This window comes from Kitasatospora sp. UYEF31, assembly GCF_057291755.1.
In genome coordinates this window covers 1-18,641 of record NZ_JBXAWK010000032.1, presented here as the reverse complement: position 1 = coordinate 18,641, position 18,641 = coordinate 1, and the positions used below count along the sequence as shown (strand labels likewise).

Sequence of the window (18,641 nt, the reverse complement as noted above, 5' to 3'; positions counted from 1 at the left end):
TCCGCCGAAATGCCACGCCGAGAAGGAGCACTTGTGACCTCCGTACCGCCCGCACCCGGAAGCTCGCGCACTCTGGCTGAAATCAACACCCAGCCGGCCCTCTGGCGGCGGGCCGCCAAACTGATCGGGCAAGTCCCGCTGCCCGAGCCGGGCGAGCGGGTGGCGGTCGTCGGGTGCGGCACGTCGTGGTTCATCGCCCAGGCGTACGCGTCACTGCGCGAACAGGCGGGACAAGGCTGGACCGATGCCTTCGCCGCGTCCGAGTACGTCCACAACCGAAGCTACGACCGCGTGCTGGCGCTGACCCGCTCGGGCACAACGACCGAGGTCATCGACCTGCTCCGGAAGCTGCGGGGCGTGGAAGCGACCACGGTGATCACCGGCACCCCCGGCAGCCCGGTGTTCGATGTGGCCGACCAGAGCGTGCTGCTCGACTTCGCCGACGAGGAGTCAGTCGTCCAGACGCGCTTCGCGACGACCACACTCGCGCTCCTGCGGGCCTCCCTGGGCGAGGACCTGACCTCGGTCATCGCCGACGCGGAGACCGCACTGACCGGCAAGCTCGACGAACGCCTCATATCCGCCGAGCAGTTCACCTTCCTGGGCACCGGCTGGTCGGTCGGCATCGCCACCGAGGCCGCGCTGAAGATGCGCGAGGCGGCGATCGCCTGGACCGAGTCCTACCCGGCGATGGAGTACCGCCACGGGCCGATCAGCATCGCCGCGCCGGGCCGGGTGACGTGGGTTTTCGGCCAGTCCCCCGCAGGCCTCGGCGAGCAAGTGGCACCCACCGGTGCGCACTTCGAGAACGGTGCGCTGGACCCGATGGCCGACCTCATCCGGGTGCAGCGCCTCGCGGTGGCCATCGCGGAGAAACAAGGCATCGACCCGGACCAGCCGCGCAACCTCACGCGGTCGGTGGTTCTGAGTGGGCAGAGCTTGAGTGGGCAGAGCTTGAGTGGGCAGAGCTTGAGTGGGCTGAGTTCGGCCGGGACCGAGTGATACTCGCGGTCACCCCGAACCCGGCGCTGGACATCACCTACACGGTCGACCGGTTCGAACTGCACGGCAGCAACCGGGTTTCCGCCGTGGCGCAGCGGGCCGGCGGCAAGGGGATAAACGTCGCCCGGGTGCTGCGGGCGATCGGCGAAGAGGTGGTCGCGCTGGCTCCGGTGGGCGGTTCGACCGGGGAGTGCGTACGCGCTGATCTGAGCGTCGCCGGGATCGACTTCCGCACAACGCGGCTCTCCGCTGAGACACGACGTACGGTGACGATCGTGGACGCCGCGAACGCGACGGTGTTCAACGAAGCCGGCCCGCAGGTCTCCGCGGAGGAGTGGGCCGGCTTCGAGGATCTCTTCCGGGAGCTGCTCCCGCAGGCGAAGGCCGTGACGCTGTCGGGGAGCCTGCCGCCGGGTGCGCCGGCCGACACGTACGCACGGCTGATCCGCTTCGCCAAGGAGCGCAACGTACCTACGCTGCTTGACAGTTCGGGCGATGCGCTGCGGCACGGGATCGCCGCGGGGCCGGATGTCCTGAAGGTCAACGACGGGGAAGCGGCCGAACTGGCCGGTTCGGACGACCCGGTCCTCGACGCCGTCCTGATCGCTGAGGCTTCGACGATCCCGAATGTGCTCATCTCCATGGGCGAGCACGGTCTGTACGCCGACACTGAGGCCGGCAACTGGTTCACGAAGCCGCCCCGGGCGGTTCCGGGGAATCCGACCGGGGCCGGGGACGCCTGCCTGGCGGCACTGGCCGCCGGGTTGGTCCGGGGTCTTTCGTGGCGTGAACGGCTCTCCGAAGCCGTCGCGTGGTCCGCCGCGGCCGTCGCGGCTCCGGTCGCCGGCGCGGTGGACCGGCAGGTCTACGACGACCTGCGCGACCACATCGTCACTGAGCGGAACCCGGGCACGGACAGGACCCACAGGAAAGGCAGGACACAGTCATGACCCTGACCCCCACCGGTGACCTCGTCGCCGCGGCCTACCGGACCGGTCGCGGCCTGCCCGCGTTCAACGCCGTCACGCTGGAGCACGCCGAGGCGATCGTCGACGGCGCGGAGGCCGCCGGGCAGCCGGTGATCCTGGCGTTGAGCGAGAACGCGGTCATCTTCCACGGCGGCCGGCTGAAGCCGTTGGCCGCCGCCTGCGCGGCGCTCGCGGCGGGGTCTTCCGTCCCCGTGGGTCTGCATCTGGACCACGTCGTGTCGGTCGAACTGCTCTACGAGTCGGCTGAGGTCGGGATCTCGTCGGTGATGTTCGACGCGTCGAAGCTGCCGTACGGGGAGAACGTCAGGGCGACCCGGCGGGCCGCCGAGTGGGCGCACGCGCACGGCGTCTGGCTGGAGGCCGAACTGGGCAAGGTCGGCGGCAAGGCCGGCGAGCCCGCGCTGGACGCGCACGCGCCCGGGGCGCGGACGGATCCGGCTGAGGCGGTGGCCTACGTCGAGGCGACCGGGGTGGACGCGCTGGCCGTCGCGGTGGGGTCGTCGCACGCGATGACTTCCCGTACGGCCGAGCTCGACAACGACCTGATCGCGGCACTCCGCGCGGCGGTTGCGGTGCCGCTGGTCCTGCACGGTTCATCGGGGGTTCCGGACGAGCGGATCCGGGCGGCCGTCACCGCCGGGATGACAAAGATCAACATAGGGACGGCACTGGCGGTCGCCTACACCGGAGCGGTCCGCGGCCACCTCGCGGCGGACCCCGCGGGGGTGGACCCGCGCCGGTACATCACGGCGGCGCGGGAGGCGATGACCGGGACGGTCCGGCACCTGCTCGGGATCGTCGCGGGATAGCCACCGCCCGGTGGGTGCCGACGGTGCCCGCCGGGCGGTCGACCAGGCACAATGGTCTGAACCAATCGCAGCCAATCACGGCTAAGCACGGCTAAGCACGGCTAATCACGGCTAATCACGGCCAATCGCAGCCAATCGATACAGGAGCCCCCATGCCGCAGGACGTCGAGTACGCAGTCGCTCTCGACGTCGGCGGGACCATGATCAAGGGCGGGCTCGTCTCCTCGGACGGCCGCCTGGTGCACGTCGAGCGGCGGGACACCGGGCGTGAGCTCGGCCCCGACCACATCATCGAGGTCCTGCTCGGCTTCGCCGACGACCTCGCGGGCGTCTGCCTGACGGAGTTCGGCAGCCCGGCGAAGGCCGGCGGCGTCGTGGTGCCCGGCATGGTGGACGAAGTCGGCGGCATCGCCGAGTACGCGTCCAACCTCCGCTGGCGGAACGCCCCGCTGCGCGCCCTGCTCGCCGACCGGCTCGGGGTGCCCGCCGCGCTCGGGCACGACGTACGCGCCGGGGGCCTGGCCGAAGGGCGCCTCGGCGCCGCACAGGGCGTGGACAACTTCTTGTTCCTCCCCATCGGTACCGGCGTGGCCGGGGCCTTTGTGGTCAACGGTCACCCGTACGCCGGGGCGTCCCACCGCGCCGGGGAGATCGGGCACATCATCGTCCGGCCGGGCGGCCCCCTGTGCGGCTGTGGCGCGCGCGGCTGCCTGGAGCAGCTGATCGGCGGCCCCGGCGTCTCCCGCGCGTACGCCGAGGCCACCGGCGGCGGGCAGGTCAGCGCCGCTGAAGTCGCCGGACTTGCGGCCCGGGGCGACGCCACCGCCCAAGCGGTGTGGACCGACGCGGTGTCCGCGTTCGCCGACGGCCTGCTCACCGGAATCGCCCTGTTCGACCCGGGGCTCCTGGTCATCGGCGGCGGTCTGTCCCGCGCCGGGGAGCAGTTGTTCACTCCCCTGCGGGAGATGCTCGACGAGCGCGCGACCTTCCACCGGATCCCGGAGATCGTCGTGGCCAAGCTCGGCGACGAAGCAGGGTGCCTGGGCGCGGGGCTCCTGGCCTGGGACGCCCTCCAGCTCGACGGTCCGGCCTAGTGCTGCTCCGGGCTCCCGCCTGATCGCAGCGGGTTCACCCGTACGCGATCACCACAGGTGAAAACCGACAAATCGACTAGCCTCGCGACATGTGCGGCCCCCTGGGTCCACAGGCCGCCTTCGACGTCCGGGATCTCCACCGCCCACCAGTTTTTCCTGCCAGATGTCACCCGTACAAGACGACATCCGTCAGCACCGCGTGGTGGTCCGTGTCCGGCAGCGTCAGAAACCGTACGGACTTCGTCTTGAAGGACTTCGAGTCGAGCAGCACGTGGTCGATCTGCGACCCGAAGGTCGGCGCCCACCTGGCCGGCCAGGTCGGCGTACGGGCCTTCCCCTGCGCGGCGGCCGCGTCGTAGAGGCCGGTGTCCAGGACCCCGCGCAGCGCCGCGTGGTCGAGGGTGGCGTTGAAGTCCCCCGCCACGATCGTCGGCCCGGTCCGCAGGCTCCGGCGCGCGTACGTCTCGATCGTCCCCAGGTCGCGCTTCCACGTGCCGGTGGCCCCCGGGATCGGCGCCATCGGGTGCGCGACCTGGAAGCTGACGTCCCGTCCGGCGATCCGCACGACCGCGTCGGGCATCTGCATCACGCCGGGAAGACTGCCGCTGGAGACGATCGGGAACCGGCTGAGCAGCCCGGAGCCCTCCGCGTTCCGCACACCTGTCGCGAGAAGATTTTTGTACGGGTACAAATCCTGGACATCGGACTGTCGCAGACGCTCGGCACAGCGGACGTCGCACTCGGGGATGGACACCAGGTCGGGCTTCTCCCGTTTCAGCACCTCCACCAGGTCTTCGACTGCGTTCCCGTACTCAAGGTTGGCGGACAGGATCCGCACGGCGGCGAGCGGCCGGCCGGCCGGGGACCGGGAGGGCTCCCCCGGTACCTGGAGGGTGAAGTAGCCGATGCCGAGCACCAGCACGAGCCCCCACACCACCCCGGCGATCCACCGGGCGCCGGTCGTGAGCAGCAGGGTGACAGCGGCCGGGACCAGGAGGTACGGCCAGAAGGCCGTCAGTTGCGGCACGGGGGTGTACATGTCGAAACCGAAGGTGCGGGCGGACAGCAGGACCGACAGCCCGGCCAGCGCCGGGACGGCGGACCAGGCCGCGGCTCTGCGGCGGCGCGGCTGCGGCAAGGCATAAGTGTTGCGTGCGGCCAGGCCGCGTAGCCGTTGCCCGTCGATCGCCACCGGTCCGCCTCCCAAGCGTCACTGCGTACGAAGGGAGTAACGCACTGGGGCCGCGGCTAGTTGCTCCGTACACCAAATGATCTTGTGGGGATATCCGGTGCCCCGTCGGGCATACATGAACCCATGTCTGTTTCGAAGCAAACCCTGTTGGGACTGCCCGACTCCGTCGACACCTGCCTGTTCGACCTGGACGGCGTGCTCACCCAGACGGCGAAGGTCCACGCCGCCGCCTGGAAGCAGATGTTCGACCACTTCCTGCGTATCGAGGCGGCCCGGAACAAGACGGAATTCGCCCCGTTCGACCTCGGCAAGGACTACACCTCGTACGTCGACGGCCGGCCACGCCTCGACGGCACCCGCACGTTCCTTGAATCACGCGGCATCCACCTGCCCGTCGGTGGTCCGGCTGATCCGCCGGACGCGCGCACCCTGTCGGCCCTGTCCAACCAGAAAAACGATCTTGTGCAGGAAATAATCCGCCGGGACGGCGTGGAGACGTTCGCCGGTTCGGTCCGGTACGTACGGCTCGCCCGGGACAGTGGTCTGAAAACCGCCGTGGTCTCGTCCAGCGCGAACACAAAGGAGATCCTGGAGTCCACCGGCATCGCCCACCTGTTCGACACGGTGGTGGACGCCGTCGTGGCACAGGAGCGCGGGCTGACCGGCAAACCGGCTCCGGACACCTTCCTGGCCGGGGCCGCCGAGCTGGACTCGAAGCCCGCGCAGTGCGCGGTGTTCGAAGACGCGCTCGCCGGCGTGCAGGCCGGGCGGGCCGGGAACTTCGGGTACGTCGTCGGCGTGGACCGGGCCGGGCAGGCCGACGCCCTGCGGGAGCACGGCGCGGACGTAGTCGTGACCGACCTGAAGTACTTGATCCAGAATCCCTGACCAGCAGAAATCCCTGATTACCGGAAGATCCCTGGCCACCAGAGATCCAGAGAAGGCGGTAGGCACTTGATCACCCAGCGGGCCTTCTCGGTGGAACCGTGGGGACTGACCGAAGACCGGTTCGACCTGGACATACTGGCCCAGGCCGAGTCGGTCTTCGCACTCTCCAACGGGCACATCGGACTGCGCGGAAACCTGGAGGAGGGCGAGCCGCACGGCCTGCCCGGCACCTATCTCAACGGCATGTTCGAACTCCGGCCGCTGCCGTACGCCGAGGCCGGCTACAGCAACCCGGAGTCCGGGCAGTCGGTCATCAACGTCACCAACGGCAAGCTCATCCGGCTCCTGGTGGACGACGAGCCGTTCGACCTGCAGTACGGCCAGCTGCACGAGCACACCAGGCGGCTCGACTTCCGCGAAGGCGTCCTGCACCGCAGCGTCGAGTGGACTTCGCCGGCCGGGCAGACCATACGGATCAGGACGCGCCGCCTGGTCTCACTGACCCAGCGGTCGATCGCCGCGATCGAGTACGAGGTCGAAGCCGTCGGCGGCCAGGCCCGGATCGTCGTCCAGTCCGAGCTGGTGGCGAACGAGCAGTTGCCGCCGTCGGGTGCCGACCCGCGCAGCGCGGCCATCCTCGAAGCTCCGCTCAAGTCCGAGGACCACAGTCACAACCACAGCAAAGCGATACTGGTGCACCGTACGGAGTTCAGCCAGCTGCGGATGGCCGCGGGCATGGACCACGTCGTGGACGAACCCGAGGGCCGTCTCCACACCGAGATGGAGACCTTCCCGGACGTCGCCCGGATGAGCATGACCACCGTGCTCGAACCCGGCCAGAAGTTCCGCTTCGTCAAGTTCATCGCGTACGGCTGGTCCTCGACCCGGTCGGTACCGGCTGTCCGCGACCAGGTGGCCGCCGCACTGACCGCGGCCTGGCACACCGGCTGGGACGGCCTGCTGGCCGAACAGCGTTCCTATCTCGACGCCTTCTGGGACCGCTGCGACATCGAGGTGGACGGTGACATCGAACTGCAGCAGGCGGTGCGGTTCGCGCTGTTCCACATCCTGCAGGCGGGTGCCCGCGCCGAGCAGCGGGCGATCCCGTCCAAGGGGCTGACCGGGCCGGGCTACGACGGGCACTGCTTCTGGGACACCGAGGCGTTCGTGCTGCCGGTCCTGACGTACGGCCTGCCCGAGGCCGTGGCGAACGCGCTGCGCTGGCGGCACAGCACCCTGGATCTGGCGAAGGAGCGGGCGAAGCTGCTCGGCCTCAAGGGCGCAGTGTTCCCGTGGCGGACCATCAGGGGCGAGGAGTGCTCGGGCTACTGGCCGGCGGGGACGGCCGCGTTCCACATCGGCGCGGGCGTCGCGAGCGCGGTGCTGCGTTACCTGCGGGCCACCAACGACGTCGAATTCGAACGGGCGTACGGCCTTGAGTTGCTCGTCGAGACCGCCCGGATGTGGCGCTCCCTGGGCCACCACGGTCAGGACGGCAACTTCCGGATCGACGGGGTGACCGGGCCCGACGAGTACAGCGCGGTGGTGGACAACAACGTCTACACCAACCTCATGGCGCAGCTGAACCTGCGCGCGGCAGCCGATTCGGTCACCAGGCACCCGGAGCTCGGCCGCTCGTTCGGTGTGGGCTCGGATGAGATCGCGTCCTGGCAGCATGCCGCCGAGACCATGTACATCCCGTACGACGACAAACTCGGGATCCACCCGCAGGACGACGCCTTCCACCGGCACGAGGAGTGGGACTTCGAGGGGACCCCGCCGGAGAAGTACCCCCTGCTGCTGCACTTCCCGTACTACGACATGTACCGCAAGCAGGTGGTCAAGCAGGCCGACCTGGTGCTGGCGATGCAGTTGCGCGGGGACGCCTTCACCTGCGAGGAGAAGGCCAGGAACTTCGCGTACTACGAGCGCCTCACGGTCCGCGACTCGTCCCTGTCGGCCAGCACCCAGGCGGTGATCGCGGCCGAGGTGGGCCACCTGGACCTCGCCTACGACTACGCGGCCGAGGCCGCCCTGATGGATCTGCACGACCTGAACAACAACACCCGCGACGGCCTGCACATGGCTTCACTCGCCGGTGCGGTGACGGCACTGGTGGCCGGTTTCGGCGGGATAAGGGACCACGGCGAACGCCTGGTGTTCCGCCCGCGGCTGCCGTCCGGCATCGCCCGGCTGGTGTTCAACGTGACCGTGCGCGGCAGCCGATTGCGGGTCGAGGTGACGCACAAGAAGGCCGTCTACACGGTCCGCGGCGGCCCCGCCCTGGTCATCCGGCAGAACGACGAGACGTTCACCGTGGAAGCCGGGAAGGCAGTCACGAAGAAGGTGCAGCACCCGGTGCCGTTGGAGCGCCTGACGCAGCCGCCGGGCCGCGAGCCCGCCAGGCGCGAGCAGGGGACGGCGGGCTGAACGGCGTTGTTCCGTACGGAATGACCCACCGCCCGTGACGACCGAAGACCGCCGGGGAGATCCCCGGCGGTCTTCGGCGTCCACGCACGGACCAGGGTCAGAACGTCGGCTTGTCCTTCGACACGTAGACGCTGTCCACCGGTGCCTTGCACGCGTTGCCTTGGCCGCAGAACAGCGCGACTTCGTTGTCGCCCGGCTTCAGCGTCACGTTCGCCCAGGTCCCCACCGGCGTCTTGGATCCCAGCGCGTAGAGGTTGATCGGCGTGCTGTTCGCCTTGCCGTTGGCTTTGACGCTGAGCGTCTCACCGGGCCGCTTCCCGTCCGCCCCCGCGGCGCTGGAGTCGGAGTTGATGTACTTGACCGCGAGGTAGTACGTGCCGGCGGTCGGCACGGTCACCTTCCACGTCATCGTCGAACCGACGGCGCTCAGGTCGACCAGGTTGTTCCCCGTCGTCCCGTCGCCGCTCACGACGGTGGCGCCGCCGGTCAGCTGGGTGGACTCGGCCTCGACCGCCCCGAGCTTCCCGTCCGCCGGAGCGGCGGACGACGGCGGGGGCGAAGCCTGCTGACTCTGGACACCCGAGGCCGGGGCGGACTGTCCGGCGGTGGCCTTCTTGTCATCGTCCTCGGGCAGCATCGCGATGATCACGGCGATGATCGCGGCGACCACGACAACGGCGACGATCGCCATGATCATCGTGCGGTTGCCGCCCCCGGACGGCGGTGGCTGCTGGCGGCTGCGGCGCGGCTCGGGCACCTGCCGCACCGGGCGGGTGGCCTCCGCGTCGTGCTGCTTCCCCTGCTGCTGCGGCGGGTGCTGCACGTTGTGCGGCGCGGTGGCCCCCGCCTGCACCTGGCCGACCTGGATGTACTGGGCGGACATCCGTCGCGGATGGTGTGTCGTCGGTGTCCCGGTACCCGTCACGTCGGCCTCGTCGCCCGGGTTCGGGCGGTACAGGTACCCGTACGTATCGTCCGGTTCACCGTCGGTGCCCACCGTGTTTTCCTCCTACGTAGTCGTCCCGGAACCGTCCTGCGGGACCGTCCGGGTCCAAGCCCTTCACACTAATGGGCGATGACCGGTCCGACGGCCAGTGTCCGAAGTTGTCCGCGCGTACGGGTGCTGATCTTCACCCCCGGCCCGCGCGCCTGGTCCTATCCGACCTGCGCCTTCCAGGTAAACCAACCGGTTCGGGCACGGTTCGGTTACGCCCGATCGAAAAAGCAGATGAAATGCTCAGACGTGCGGGTTTCAGCCCGCACGGCGCTCGTGGACACGCCCTGCGGCCCTGGCCCCGCGCTCCCGCTTCTGGACGTACATCTGGGCGTCGGCGGCCCGCAGCAGTTCCTCGGGCCCGGTCCCCTGATCGGCCCAGCCGATCCCGAAACTCGCCCCGTCCAGCGGCACCACCCCGACCTCGGTGGGGATCGGCGCGATCAGCGCCCGGCTGAGCCGCCGGGCCAGCTCGTACGCCTCGTCGCCGGCGATGCCGTCGGCGAGGACCACGAACTCATCGCCGCCGAGCCGGGCGACCACGTCCCCCTCGCGTACCGCCGCGGCCAGCCGCCGGGCGACTTCGACGAGTACCTGGTCCCCGACGTGGTGGCCGTGCTCGTCGTTGATCCGCTTGAAGCCGTCCAGGTCGCAGAACAGCAGCGCGAGCCCCTTGCCGCCGCCGGGCGCGCCGCTCGGAACGCCGCCGGTGACACCGCTGTGGGTGCTGTTGAGAGTGCCGGTGTGGGAGCCCGCATGAGCGCCGGTGTGGGAGCCCACATGAGCGCCGGTGTGGGAGCCCGCATGAGCGCCGGTGTGGGAGCCCGGCTCGACACGGCTGATCTCCCGTACCGGACAGGCCGGCTCCGCCAGCTCCTGCGCCGCCCCACCGGGGGACAGTGGCCCGGTGGTGTCCGTCCGCTGCTCCGGGCGCTCCGCCACGGCCTGCCGGGCGCTGTCCCGGCGCCGCACCGCTTCGGGGGCCGGATCGCGGGCCGGCAGGTAGGACAACTGCGCGGCCGTCAGCCGTTCGGCGAGCCTGGCCCGGAACTCCCGGCCGTTCGGCAGGCCCGTCAGCGGGTCCGTGCTGGCCTGCTGGAGCAGCGCGAGTTCCCACCGCTTGCGGTCCTCGACGTCCTCGACGTGCGTGAGCACAAAGCCGGGCGGCCCGTTCCCGTCCGAGTCGGCCACCCAGGAGGTGCGCAGCGACACCCAGCGGTACACACCCGCGCTGTCGGCCAGACGCACCTCGGTGTGGCTGCCGCCGACCGGCTGCGGGGCGGCCCGCAGGTGCGCGGCGAGCAGTTCCCGGTCCTCCGGGTGCGCCAGGGCGATCAGCCCGAGGCGGCGCAGAACCGGGGCCGGGTAGCCGAGCATCCGGCACAGGGCGTCGTTGGCCCGCAGCAGCCTGCCCGCCTCGTGGTCGCGGACGCCCGTCATCAGCATGCCGCTGGGGGCGTACTCGAACGCGTACCGGAAGCTCTCCTCGCTGGCCCGCAGGGCGTGCTGCTCGCGTTCCAGGCGGCCGACGGCGCGCATCATGTCGCCGCGCAGCCGGGCGTTGTCGACGGCTATCGCGGCCTGCCCGGCGAACATGCCGAGCAGTTCGCACTGCCAGGACCCCGGGCGGCGGCCGTCCATCGGCAGGTCCACGGACAGGACACCGACGAGATCGCCTTCGGGTGTGCGCAGCGGGGCGAGCAGTCCGTCGCGTGGGTGCCACGCGTCGGGGTCGTCGCTGGCCGGGGTGTCGGGGATCCAGTTGGGTATCCCGGGTGTGCTGGACAGCGGGTGGGTGTGGGGCAGGTAGCGCAGCGCGCCGAGGGGTTCGGCGGCGTCGAGGATCGCGTCCCAGCGGGCGCGGGCGCCGACCTGTCCGGTCATGGCGGTGGCGAGCTCGCGGCTTCCGGCAACGGCGGAGACCTCCAGGTCGCCGTCCGTCCGGACGAGGTTGATCGCGGCCACGCCGAAGCCCAGACCGCACACCACGCCGTCGACCACGGCCTGCAGCGTGTCACGCAGGTCACGGGTGGCGTTGAGATCCGCGACGACCCGGTAGAGCAGTCGCAGGGTCGCCAACCGGACGCTTGTCTCCACTTCGGCCGTCATCACGGGTCCCTCAAGGCACACGCAGGGTCTCTTAGAAACAGAAATCGTCCGATTGCAAGAGAAACTGAATCACAGCGGGCGCTGACTTGGCGACGTTCCGTCATGGATAGGTTCGCCTCTGTGAGGCAGCTCACGCCCAGCAACGTAGCGCGCGCAGACCGCAAAGGACACGGGAAGGTCCAGACCATTCCCGAGTCGTGACCGCAGTACCTGATTCGATCAAGTCTTCCCCCCGGGGCCCAGCAGTCCGTACCGTACGTTCGTCAGGTAGCCGTTCCAGATCCTGGAGCCGGCACCGGTCCGCTCCATGGCTCCTGACGCAAGCTCAGCTGACTCATAGTCAAGAACTATGTGCCGTACGGGTGGGGAGGGTCACATGGATGCCCTGGAAGTTCCGGAAACCAAGGACGCGCCGCTCGGTCGGCCCGGTTCCGACACATCGGAAGGACCGCAGGTCCCGGTGGGGACCGTACCGGCTCAGCCGGGCACTACCGCGGTCCCCGGCAGCGTCGCGGCGGCCCGTGACACCACAACGGACCCCGACCGGGTCGTCGCCCTGCTCGGCGACCGCCCGATCACCCTGGCGGAGCTGGGCGCCGCCACAGACCTGGCGCTGCACGCCCTGACCACGCACGGCATCGAGCCGGGCGACCGGGTGCTGTGCCGACACGCCTCCCCGCTCGCCGCGCTGCCACTGGCAGCCGCACTCGGCCGCCTGAACGCGGTCTACGCACCGGTGGGGGCCTCGCTGACCGGAACCGGACAGGAGGCCCCGGGGGCCTCCGGAACCGCCCGCACCGGAGCCGGCCTGGCCGAAGCCGTCAAAGCCGTCGGACCGACGCTTGTGGTCACCGACGTTTCGGACCCGACACTCGACGCCCTCGATGTGCCCGTCCTGGTGTTCGACGTGCTCGCCCTGTTCGCCGAAGCGCCGGAGCCCGGCGGCGAAGACCTCATCGTCTCCCCAGTCGAGGTCGAAGCCCTGCTCGCCACGGTCGCCGGCATCCGCGAAGCCGCCCTGATCACGCTGCCCCGCCCCGGCGGCGGTGGACTGCTCGCCGCAGTGATCGTCGCCGAGGACCCCGCGGACATCCCGGGCCCGTCCGCCGTCCGCCGGGCCTGCGCCTCGCGGGTTGCCGAGCACCTGCGCCCGGAGCGGGTCTTCTACGCCGCCGAACTGCCGCGCACCCCCGGCACCGGGCAGATCCGCCGCTCGGACCTGGTGGTTGGGATCACCGGTTCAAAGTAGTGGCCGCCTGGCCGCCTGGCCGCCTGGCCGCCTGGCCGCCTGGCCGCCTGGCCGCCTGGCCGCCTGGCCGCCTGGCCGCCGCTGCGTCGATCATGTACAAAAGTCTCCTTTGGGGATCGTTAAGGGCGCTTTTGTACAGGATCGACACAGTCGGGTAATTCCGACTCCGTACCCTTGACCCCGTGCACGACCACCCCACGCCGCCCCCGGCCCTCCCCACGCCCGTAGACCCCTCCGCGTTCAAGGCCGCGATGTCCCGCTTCTCCGCGGGCGTCACGGTGATAACGGCCTGCGAAGCCGACGGCGACGGCATGCCGTCCGAAGACGCCGGAATGACGGCCACCGCCTTCATGTCCGTTTCACTGGACCCGCCGCTCATCCTCATCAGCGTCCGCAACCAGGCCAGGATGATGGACGTCCTGGCCGACCAGCCGTACTGGGCGGTGTCGGTCCTGTCCCAGGCGCAGCGGCACATCGCAGGCCGTTTCGCGATCCCGGGCCGGCTCTCCGACCGGCTGATGTTCGCCGACATTCCGCACCGCCGCGGAGAAATCTCCGGCGCACTGGTGGTCAGCGGCGCACTGGCAGTGTTGGAATGCCGTACGCACCAGGTGGTGGAAGCCGGGGATCACACCTTGTTCCTCGGCGAAGTGCTGTCAGTGGACCTGCCCAGCCCCGAGGGGCTGCCGCTGATCCACTACCGGGGCAGGTACCGCAGTCTGACCTGATCTGTACGCCCGGCAGGCGCGTACTTCCGTACGTGACTTTCCAGGGGGCAGTCCATGCACACGTACGACTACGTCATCGTCGGCGCCGGATCGGCAGGCTGCGTCCTGGCCGCCAGGCTCTCGGCCGACCCCGGTGTCCGGGTGGCCCTGCTCGAAGCCGGCGGCCCGGACCGCAAGATGGAGATCAAAGTCCCGGCGGCCTTCGGCAAGCTGTTCAAGACTGCGTACGACTGGGACTACAGCACCACCAAGCAGGCCGAGCTGTCCGACCGCGAGCTGTACTGGCCGCGGGGCCGCACACTGGGCGGCAGTTCCTCGATCAACGCCATGATGTGGGTGCGCGGCCACCGGGCCGACTACGACGGCTGGGCCGAAGGTGGTTGTACGGGCTGGTCGTACGACGAAGTCGCCCCGTACTTCCGCAAGTCGGAGGACCGGACCGGTTCGAACACCGGCGGTGTGTACGGAACGGGCGGCCCGCTGCGCATCGCCGAGCTGCCCGACCCGAACCCGACAACGCGGGCGTTCCTCGCCGCGTGCGCGGAAGCGGGGCTGACCCGGCTGCCCGAGCTGAACGTCGCCGAGCCCGACGGCTACGCGCCCACGCCGGTGAACCAGCACCGCGGCCGCCGGTGGAGCGCCGCCGACGGCTACCTGCGCCCGGTTCTCAAGCGGCCGAACCTGACGGTGTTCACCCGAGCGCACGCGCGACGGCTGCTGCTCGCTTCTGACGAGCTGCGGGCCGAAGGCGTCGAGTACACCGACGCCACGGGCATTCCGCAGCGCATCGCGGCCCGGCGTGAGGTGATCCTGTCCAGTGGCGCGATCGGCTCCCCGCAGTTGCTGATGCTGTCCGGGATCGGCGACCCCGAGGTGCTGCGCGCCGCGGGCGTGGACGTCCGGCATGAGCTGCCCGACGTCGGCCGGCACCTCCAGGACCACCTCTCCACGGCGGCCGGGGCGGGGTGTCCCAGCCCGGTCACGCTGGAGAGCGCCGAGAGCATCCCCAACCTGCTGCGCGCCATCGTGCTCGGCCGGGGTCCGCTGACCTCCAACATCGGTGAAGCGGTCGCCTTCGTCCGCAGCGACCCGGCGCTGGCCGTGCCCGACCTGGAACTGCTCTTCGCCCCAGTGCAGTTCATCAACCACGGGCTGACTCCGCCGACGCACAGCGCCACCACGCTGGGCGTGGTCCTGCTCCAGCCGGAGAGCAGCGGCTCCGTGGCGATCACCAGCCCGGACCACCGCCAGGCACCGGCCATCGAACCGCGCTACCTCAGCGCCCCCGCGGACCGGGAGCGGCTGCTCGCCGGGCTGCGGATGGCCGAACGGCTCTACGCCACCCGGGCGATGGCCCCTTACGCCACAGGACCGATGGCACCGTGGCCCGGCGGCAGTGACGAAGGGGCCTGGAACAGGTTCCTCGACGACTACTCGCAGACGCTGTACCACCCGACGGGCACCTGCCGGATGGGCGCCGGGAACGGTTCCGTCGTCGATCCTGAATTGCGGGTGCGTGGCATAGCCGGGCTACGGGTGGTCGACGCGTCGGTCATGCCGCAGATCAACCGGGGCCACACGCACGCGCCGACGGTGATGATCGCGGAGAAGGCCGCGGACCTGATCCGCAGCGCACGGTAGGGACAGCGCGGCGAAAACCACACGGCAAAAACCACGCGGCGAAAACCGCTGAGGGCGGACGGCCTGATCACGCAGGCCGTCCGCCCATCAGTCAGTCGCGCTCAGTCAGCCGCGCTCAGTCAGCCGCCGGCAGTCCTCAGTCGCCTGTACGTCCAACTAGGACGAACCCTTCCGCAGGAACTTCGTCACGAGCATCACCAGCACCACCGCGAGAACGATGCTCACGATCCAGCGGAAGAAGGTGCCTGCGTTGGGGACGATCCAGTAGCCACCGAGCATGCCCACGATGCCGATGCCCATGGTGGCGAGCACCCCCATGGACTGCTTGCCCGGGATGAAGAACCTGGCGAGAGCTCCGATGACGAGCCCGCCGATGATGAGACCAATGATCGACATGGTGGCTGTACCTCCAGTTCTGTGATCCGCGGGTTCCCGACGTCTATGTCCGAAACCGGTCGAACTCCGCAAAACAACAGTTACCCGATTTTTCGGACTTCGATCATCGACACGCCGAAGCCCGGAACCGGATGCCACTGACCGTCCGGGCAATCCTTTTCCCTCGCTCCCACCGGAGCCGATAGAGTGTTCTCGCAGCTCCACAGCACCACAGCTCCATCACCCGCCGCGTTAGCTCAGTTGGCCAGAGCGTCGCTCTTGTAAAGCGAGGGTCGTCGGTTCGAATCCGACACGCGGCTCCACGCAGAACCAGCACAAACGCCCCGGACCATGGTCGGTCCGGGGCGTTTTCTGTGCTCTGACATCACCACGTGACATCACCAAGTGACATCACCAAGTGACATCAACGGCGACGACGCAACAGGGTGTCCATACGCCCGATGGCCTCACGTTTCGTGTCGTGGACCACGTGCGCGTACACGTCCATCGACATGCCGACACGGCCCGGCGCTGGTGACCGCCCGGTCCCGGTGAACCGCTGCCCGCCCGCGCTGCCGCGAGCGCGGTCGGTCTATCCCTGGAGGAACTGGAGGTAGTGCGCGACGCTGGAGTACACAGCGGGCGAGTTGGGCAGGGCGCAGCCGCGGGCCCAGGAGACGATGCCCACCACGCGGCCGTTGACGACGAGCGGGTCGCCGGAGTCGCCGTTGCAGACGCCCTGGCCGCCGGCCGGGGTTCCGGCGCAGAGCATGCTCTTGGTGTCGGGTACGGGGCTAAGGCCGCCCAGCAGTTGGCCGTTCTCGTCGTAGTTGTCGCCGAGGTTCAGTCCCGGGTAGGAGGCCTGGCAGGCCGCGGCCGTGGTGATCGGTACCTGGACGGTGTTCTGGGTGATGGAAGCGGTCGGGGCGAACGGTTGGGTCAAGCCCCAGCCGGTGACCGTCGCGATCGTCCCGGGAGCGGGGTCGCTGATGGCGACCGCGACGGATCCGACAAGCTTGCACAGCAATACGGAACTCCCCGAGCATGCGGCACGGCCCGGCCGCACCGCAGGTGATTTGGACACAACATCAACATCGTTGCGTTAGCTGCTCCGGCCGTTCTGCGACCCCGCTGGGGCAAGGCAACGGGACCTCTTACCCGGTGGAGCCATCCGATCATCCCGCTACCGGACCGGCGGTGGCGGTAAAACTCACCAACTCCGTTTCCCAGGAACCTTGGTGACTCCCCGACTGTCCTGCAACCGGCAGCGAAAGTCACCTACCTAATCACCCCGGGCGCTGCCCGGACCCGGCCCTCCCTCGGAGGCTCGCCGAAAATCGCACACCGCAGCCCTGCTGGAAGCGATCAGCGGCCTGACGCCTCAGGGGCCGGCCCGGTCGAACCCCGCACGACTAGTTCGGGACGGAGTTCTGTCGACTGGAACTCGGCACTGCGACCGTTAGAGAGAACGCGGCCGAATCATCGCGGTAGGCCGAGGCGAGTCCGGAGACGGCTGCTGGGAGTTGGACGCCACATACCCCCACGACACGTACAGAGTCTGAACCCTGCCGTCGCCGGCGAGCGGTTTCACCAGGCTCGATGATCGCGCCAATGCCGTGGTCGGAGTCGGCAATGACCTTCAGGCTCTGGTCGCTGAACGGCGTCCACCTGGCGCGACCGGGGGTGCCGGGAGCGGTCGTTGTGCGTCACCAGGGTGGGGTGTCGCCCTCGTTGTGGTAGAACCAACAGCCGATGTTGCAGCGCGGGGTCAGCGAGACCCGGAACTGACCGCCCAGGGCGACGAAGTTGCGGGCGGCGGTCCAGTTCGGTGCCGAAGGATTTGCCGTTGGGGGAAGTAGCGGGATCGTCACAGCCGGACAGCAGGTGGGCCGCGGTGGCGGTGCGGGTGCGCGAGCCCCGGGCGCTCTTACCGTCCACCGCCGGCCGCTTCGGGGCAATCCACGTCGCGGCACGGCCGCTCAACAGGGCACAGATCCCTTCGGGTCGGGTCATCAGTAGCAGACGCCGGATGGTGTCCTTGGTGGGAACGGCATGGATCCCGAGGCTTCCCTTCGCGGCGAAGCCCAGGCGGGCACGGGCGTCCTGGGAGCTGCGCCACAGCCATCCGGCGATGGCCGCGTAGGACTTGGCACCCGCGATCACCGCCGCCTGCGCGGCGAGCAGAACCGGCGGCAGTGGCCAGCGCCGGCCCCGGCGGTTCCGGGAGTCGAACACTTCCGGATCATCGCCGGTGGTCACGGTGCCCCTGACCAGCAACTTCCCCAGGTCATCCGAACTTGCATCAGCCCTGGCCGACAGGCACACCGTAAGTGCACAGATAACCCATAAGTGGAACGGGATTGTCAGCGCAGTAGGGACGTCGGAAGGCCTGAAGCTCACGTCACTCCTCACCGCGATCACCCCGGGCGGCGGCGCCACAACACAGTGGTCCGACGACGATCTGGGAATCCACTGTGATACGAACATGGGCACGCTGACGAACCTGAGAAGGGTGAAGGGCTGCGTCTTCCCTTCTTACATACCCACGCTCGAGATGGAAACAGAAAAATATCCGGCGGCTTCCGCTATGCACTGGAAGCTTATGGAGACTCTGGCGACCTATCCCGGCAGCGAGAAGTACAGCAGCCCCCTCAGTCGTCAGTGGGACGGAAAAATCGCGCAGAAAAATCGCGATATAATCTGCCCTGATGCATGGGTCCGCCGTCCGAACCTCTCAACCGAGGCGAAGGATTTCCCGTCCTGTGACGAATACCCCTTCGCAAAATCTAGGCAGAGCGGCGGAGGGATGGTCACAACAGGTGACAAGTGCGTGCAGTTCTATACGCTGTATGACAAGGTGGCCAATCGGTGGAGCCTCAAATACGATCCTCTGGCAGAGATGCCGACCGGGAAAGAAGTGTGCGGTCGGGCCAGCATGCCCGAGCGTCAGAACACCGACGCGGGCGGTCGCCTCGGCAGGTTCACTATCGCAGTGCGCCTGAAGGATACGGACAAATATTTTTTGAGTACTAAGCATATTGCAAGCATCTAGACATCTTTGATGGTTTGCGGTAGGAGTAAGTCATGACTTCGGGTGGGGATGGCCGAGCGCTTTCGCATGATGTTCTTGAAGAACTGCGC

At 69.1% G+C, this 18,641-nt stretch carries 16 protein-coding genes and 1 tRNA gene; 11 read left to right on the top strand and 6 right to left on the bottom strand.

Features of this window, described 5'->3' with window-relative positions; genetic code table 11:
* The first annotated feature begins 33 nt into the window (after positions 1-33).
* From AC0Z36_RS17300 to AC0Z36_RS17285, 4 genes are all read left to right on the top strand, one after another.
* The gene (locus AC0Z36_RS17300) at positions 34-1,002 is read left to right on the top strand and encodes an SIS domain-containing protein (RefSeq protein WP_485463801.1); all 969 of its coding nucleotides are present in this window, start codon (positions 34-36) and stop codon (positions 1,000-1,002) included.
* Positions 999-1,952 carry a 1-phosphofructokinase family hexose kinase gene (locus tag AC0Z36_RS17295; RefSeq protein ID WP_485463800.1) on the top strand — a complete coding sequence of 318 codons (954 nt, stop codon included), beginning with the start codon at positions 999-1,001 and terminating at the stop codon, positions 1,950-1,952. The genes AC0Z36_RS17300 and AC0Z36_RS17295 overlap by 4 nt, the downstream gene beginning before the upstream one ends.
* Entirely contained in the window at positions 1,949-2,800 is an 852-nt protein-coding gene (locus tag AC0Z36_RS17290; protein ID WP_485463799.1) for a class II fructose-bisphosphate aldolase, read from the top strand. Before AC0Z36_RS17295 ends, AC0Z36_RS17290 begins: the two co-directional genes overlap by 4 nt.
* A gap of 152 nt (positions 2,801-2,952) precedes the next feature.
* Positions 2,953-3,894, top strand: a complete 942-nt coding sequence (locus AC0Z36_RS17285; protein ID WP_485463798.1) for an ROK family protein — start codon at positions 2,953-2,955, stop codon at positions 3,892-3,894.
* 166 nt (positions 3,895-4,060) lie between these two features.
* Here AC0Z36_RS17285 and AC0Z36_RS17280 read toward each other — a convergent pair whose 3' ends face one another.
* Positions 4,061-5,101, bottom strand: a complete 1,041-nt coding sequence (locus AC0Z36_RS17280; RefSeq protein WP_485463797.1) for an endonuclease/exonuclease/phosphatase family protein — start codon at positions 5,099-5,101, stop codon at positions 4,061-4,063.
* Positions 5,102-5,209: 108 nt separating this feature from the next.
* Here AC0Z36_RS17280 and AC0Z36_RS17275 point away from each other — a divergent pair, with 108 nt between their 5' ends.
* On the top strand, positions 5,210-5,974 hold the full coding sequence (locus tag AC0Z36_RS17275) for a beta-phosphoglucomutase family hydrolase (protein WP_485463796.1): 765 nt from the start codon (positions 5,210-5,212) through the stop codon (positions 5,972-5,974).
* A gap of 66 nt (positions 5,975-6,040) precedes the next feature.
* Positions 6,041-8,404, top strand: a complete 2,364-nt coding sequence (locus AC0Z36_RS17270) for a glycoside hydrolase family 65 protein (RefSeq protein ID WP_485463795.1) — start codon at positions 6,041-6,043, stop codon at positions 8,402-8,404.
* Between the two features lie 97 nt (positions 8,405-8,501).
* Here AC0Z36_RS17270 and AC0Z36_RS17265 read toward each other — a convergent pair whose 3' ends face one another.
* Complete coding sequence (locus AC0Z36_RS17265) at positions 8,502-9,401, bottom strand: carbohydrate-binding protein (RefSeq protein WP_485463794.1); 900 nt, start codon at positions 9,399-9,401, stop codon at positions 8,502-8,504.
* A 255-nt stretch (positions 9,402-9,656) separates the two neighbouring features.
* Entirely contained in the window at positions 9,657-11,507 is a 1,851-nt protein-coding gene (locus AC0Z36_RS17260; protein ID WP_485463793.1) for a diguanylate cyclase domain-containing protein, read from the bottom strand.
* Positions 11,508-11,883: 376 nt separating this feature from the next.
* On the opposite strand from AC0Z36_RS17260, the gene AC0Z36_RS17255 reads away from it, so the two are divergent.
* From AC0Z36_RS17255 to AC0Z36_RS17245, 3 genes are all read left to right on the top strand, one after another.
* Positions 11,884-12,756 carry an AMP-binding enzyme gene (locus AC0Z36_RS17255; RefSeq protein ID WP_485463792.1) on the top strand — a complete coding sequence of 291 codons (873 nt, stop codon included), beginning with the start codon at positions 11,884-11,886 and terminating at the stop codon, positions 12,754-12,756.
* Positions 12,757-13,007: 251 nt separating this feature from the next.
* Complete coding sequence (locus tag AC0Z36_RS17250; RefSeq protein WP_485463853.1) at positions 13,008-13,484, top strand: flavin reductase family protein; 477 nt, start codon at positions 13,008-13,010, stop codon at positions 13,482-13,484.
* Positions 13,485-13,538: 54 nt separating this feature from the next.
* The gene (locus AC0Z36_RS17245) at positions 13,539-15,125 is read left to right on the top strand and encodes a GMC family oxidoreductase (RefSeq protein WP_485463791.1); all 1,587 of its coding nucleotides are present in this window, start codon (positions 13,539-13,541) and stop codon (positions 15,123-15,125) included.
* Positions 15,126-15,281: 156 nt separating this feature from the next.
* Here AC0Z36_RS17245 and AC0Z36_RS17240 read toward each other — a convergent pair whose 3' ends face one another.
* The gene (locus AC0Z36_RS17240; protein ID WP_485463790.1) at positions 15,282-15,521 is read right to left on the bottom strand and encodes a GlsB/YeaQ/YmgE family stress response membrane protein; all 240 of its coding nucleotides are present in this window, start codon (positions 15,519-15,521) and stop codon (positions 15,282-15,284) included.
* 225 nt (positions 15,522-15,746) lie between these two features.
* On the opposite strand from AC0Z36_RS17240, the gene AC0Z36_RS17235 reads away from it, so the two are divergent.
* Positions 15,747-15,823: transfer RNA gene (locus AC0Z36_RS17235), tRNA-Thr, on the top strand.
* 269 nt (positions 15,824-16,092) lie between these two features.
* Here the strand turns inward: AC0Z36_RS17235 and AC0Z36_RS17230 are convergent.
* Both AC0Z36_RS17230 and AC0Z36_RS17225 read right to left on the bottom strand, forming a co-directional pair.
* A complete protein-coding gene (locus tag AC0Z36_RS17230; protein ID WP_485463789.1) occupies positions 16,093-16,527 on the bottom strand; it encodes a trypsin-like serine protease in 435 nt (144 codons plus the stop codon).
* A 560-nt stretch (positions 16,528-17,087) separates the two neighbouring features.
* Positions 17,088-17,759, bottom strand: coding sequence for a transposase family protein (locus AC0Z36_RS17225; RefSeq protein WP_485463788.1), 672 nt, complete (start codon positions 17,757-17,759; stop codon positions 17,088-17,090).
* A 1-nt stretch (position 17,760) separates the two neighbouring features.
* On the opposite strand from AC0Z36_RS17225, the gene AC0Z36_RS17220 reads away from it, so the two are divergent.
* The gene (locus AC0Z36_RS17220; RefSeq protein ID WP_485463787.1) at positions 17,761-18,552 is read left to right on the top strand and encodes a NucA/NucB deoxyribonuclease domain-containing protein; all 792 of its coding nucleotides are present in this window, start codon (positions 17,761-17,763) and stop codon (positions 18,550-18,552) included.
* Positions 18,553-18,641 lie beyond the last annotated feature (89 nt).

Bases quoted from the DNA above. Each gene is read 5' to 3' on its own strand.
- AC0Z36_RS17290 (WP_485463799.1), top strand. From the start codon at position 1,949: ATGACCCTGACCCCCACCGGTGACCTCGTCGCCGCGGCCTACCGGACC.
- AC0Z36_RS17275 (WP_485463796.1), top strand. From the start codon at position 5,210: ATGTCTGTTTCGAAGCAAACCCTGTTGGGACTGCCCGACTCCGTCGAC.
- AC0Z36_RS17260 (WP_485463793.1), bottom strand. From the start codon at position 11,507: ATGACGGCCGAAGTGGAGACAAGCGTCCGGTTGGCGACCCTGCGACTG.
- AC0Z36_RS17255 (WP_485463792.1), top strand. From the start codon at position 11,884: ATGGATGCCCTGGAAGTTCCGGAAACCAAGGACGCGCCGCTCGGTCGG.
- AC0Z36_RS17285 (WP_485463798.1), top strand. From the start codon at position 2,953: ATGCCGCAGGACGTCGAGTACGCAGTCGCTCTCGACGTCGGCGGGACC.
- AC0Z36_RS17245 (WP_485463791.1), top strand. From the start codon at position 13,539: ATGCACACGTACGACTACGTCATCGTCGGCGCCGGATCGGCAGGCTGC.
- AC0Z36_RS17250 (WP_485463853.1), top strand. From the start codon at position 13,008: ATGTCCCGCTTCTCCGCGGGCGTCACGGTGATAACGGCCTGCGAAGCC.
- AC0Z36_RS17240 (WP_485463790.1), bottom strand. From the start codon at position 15,521: ATGTCGATCATTGGTCTCATCATCGGCGGGCTCGTCATCGGAGCTCTC.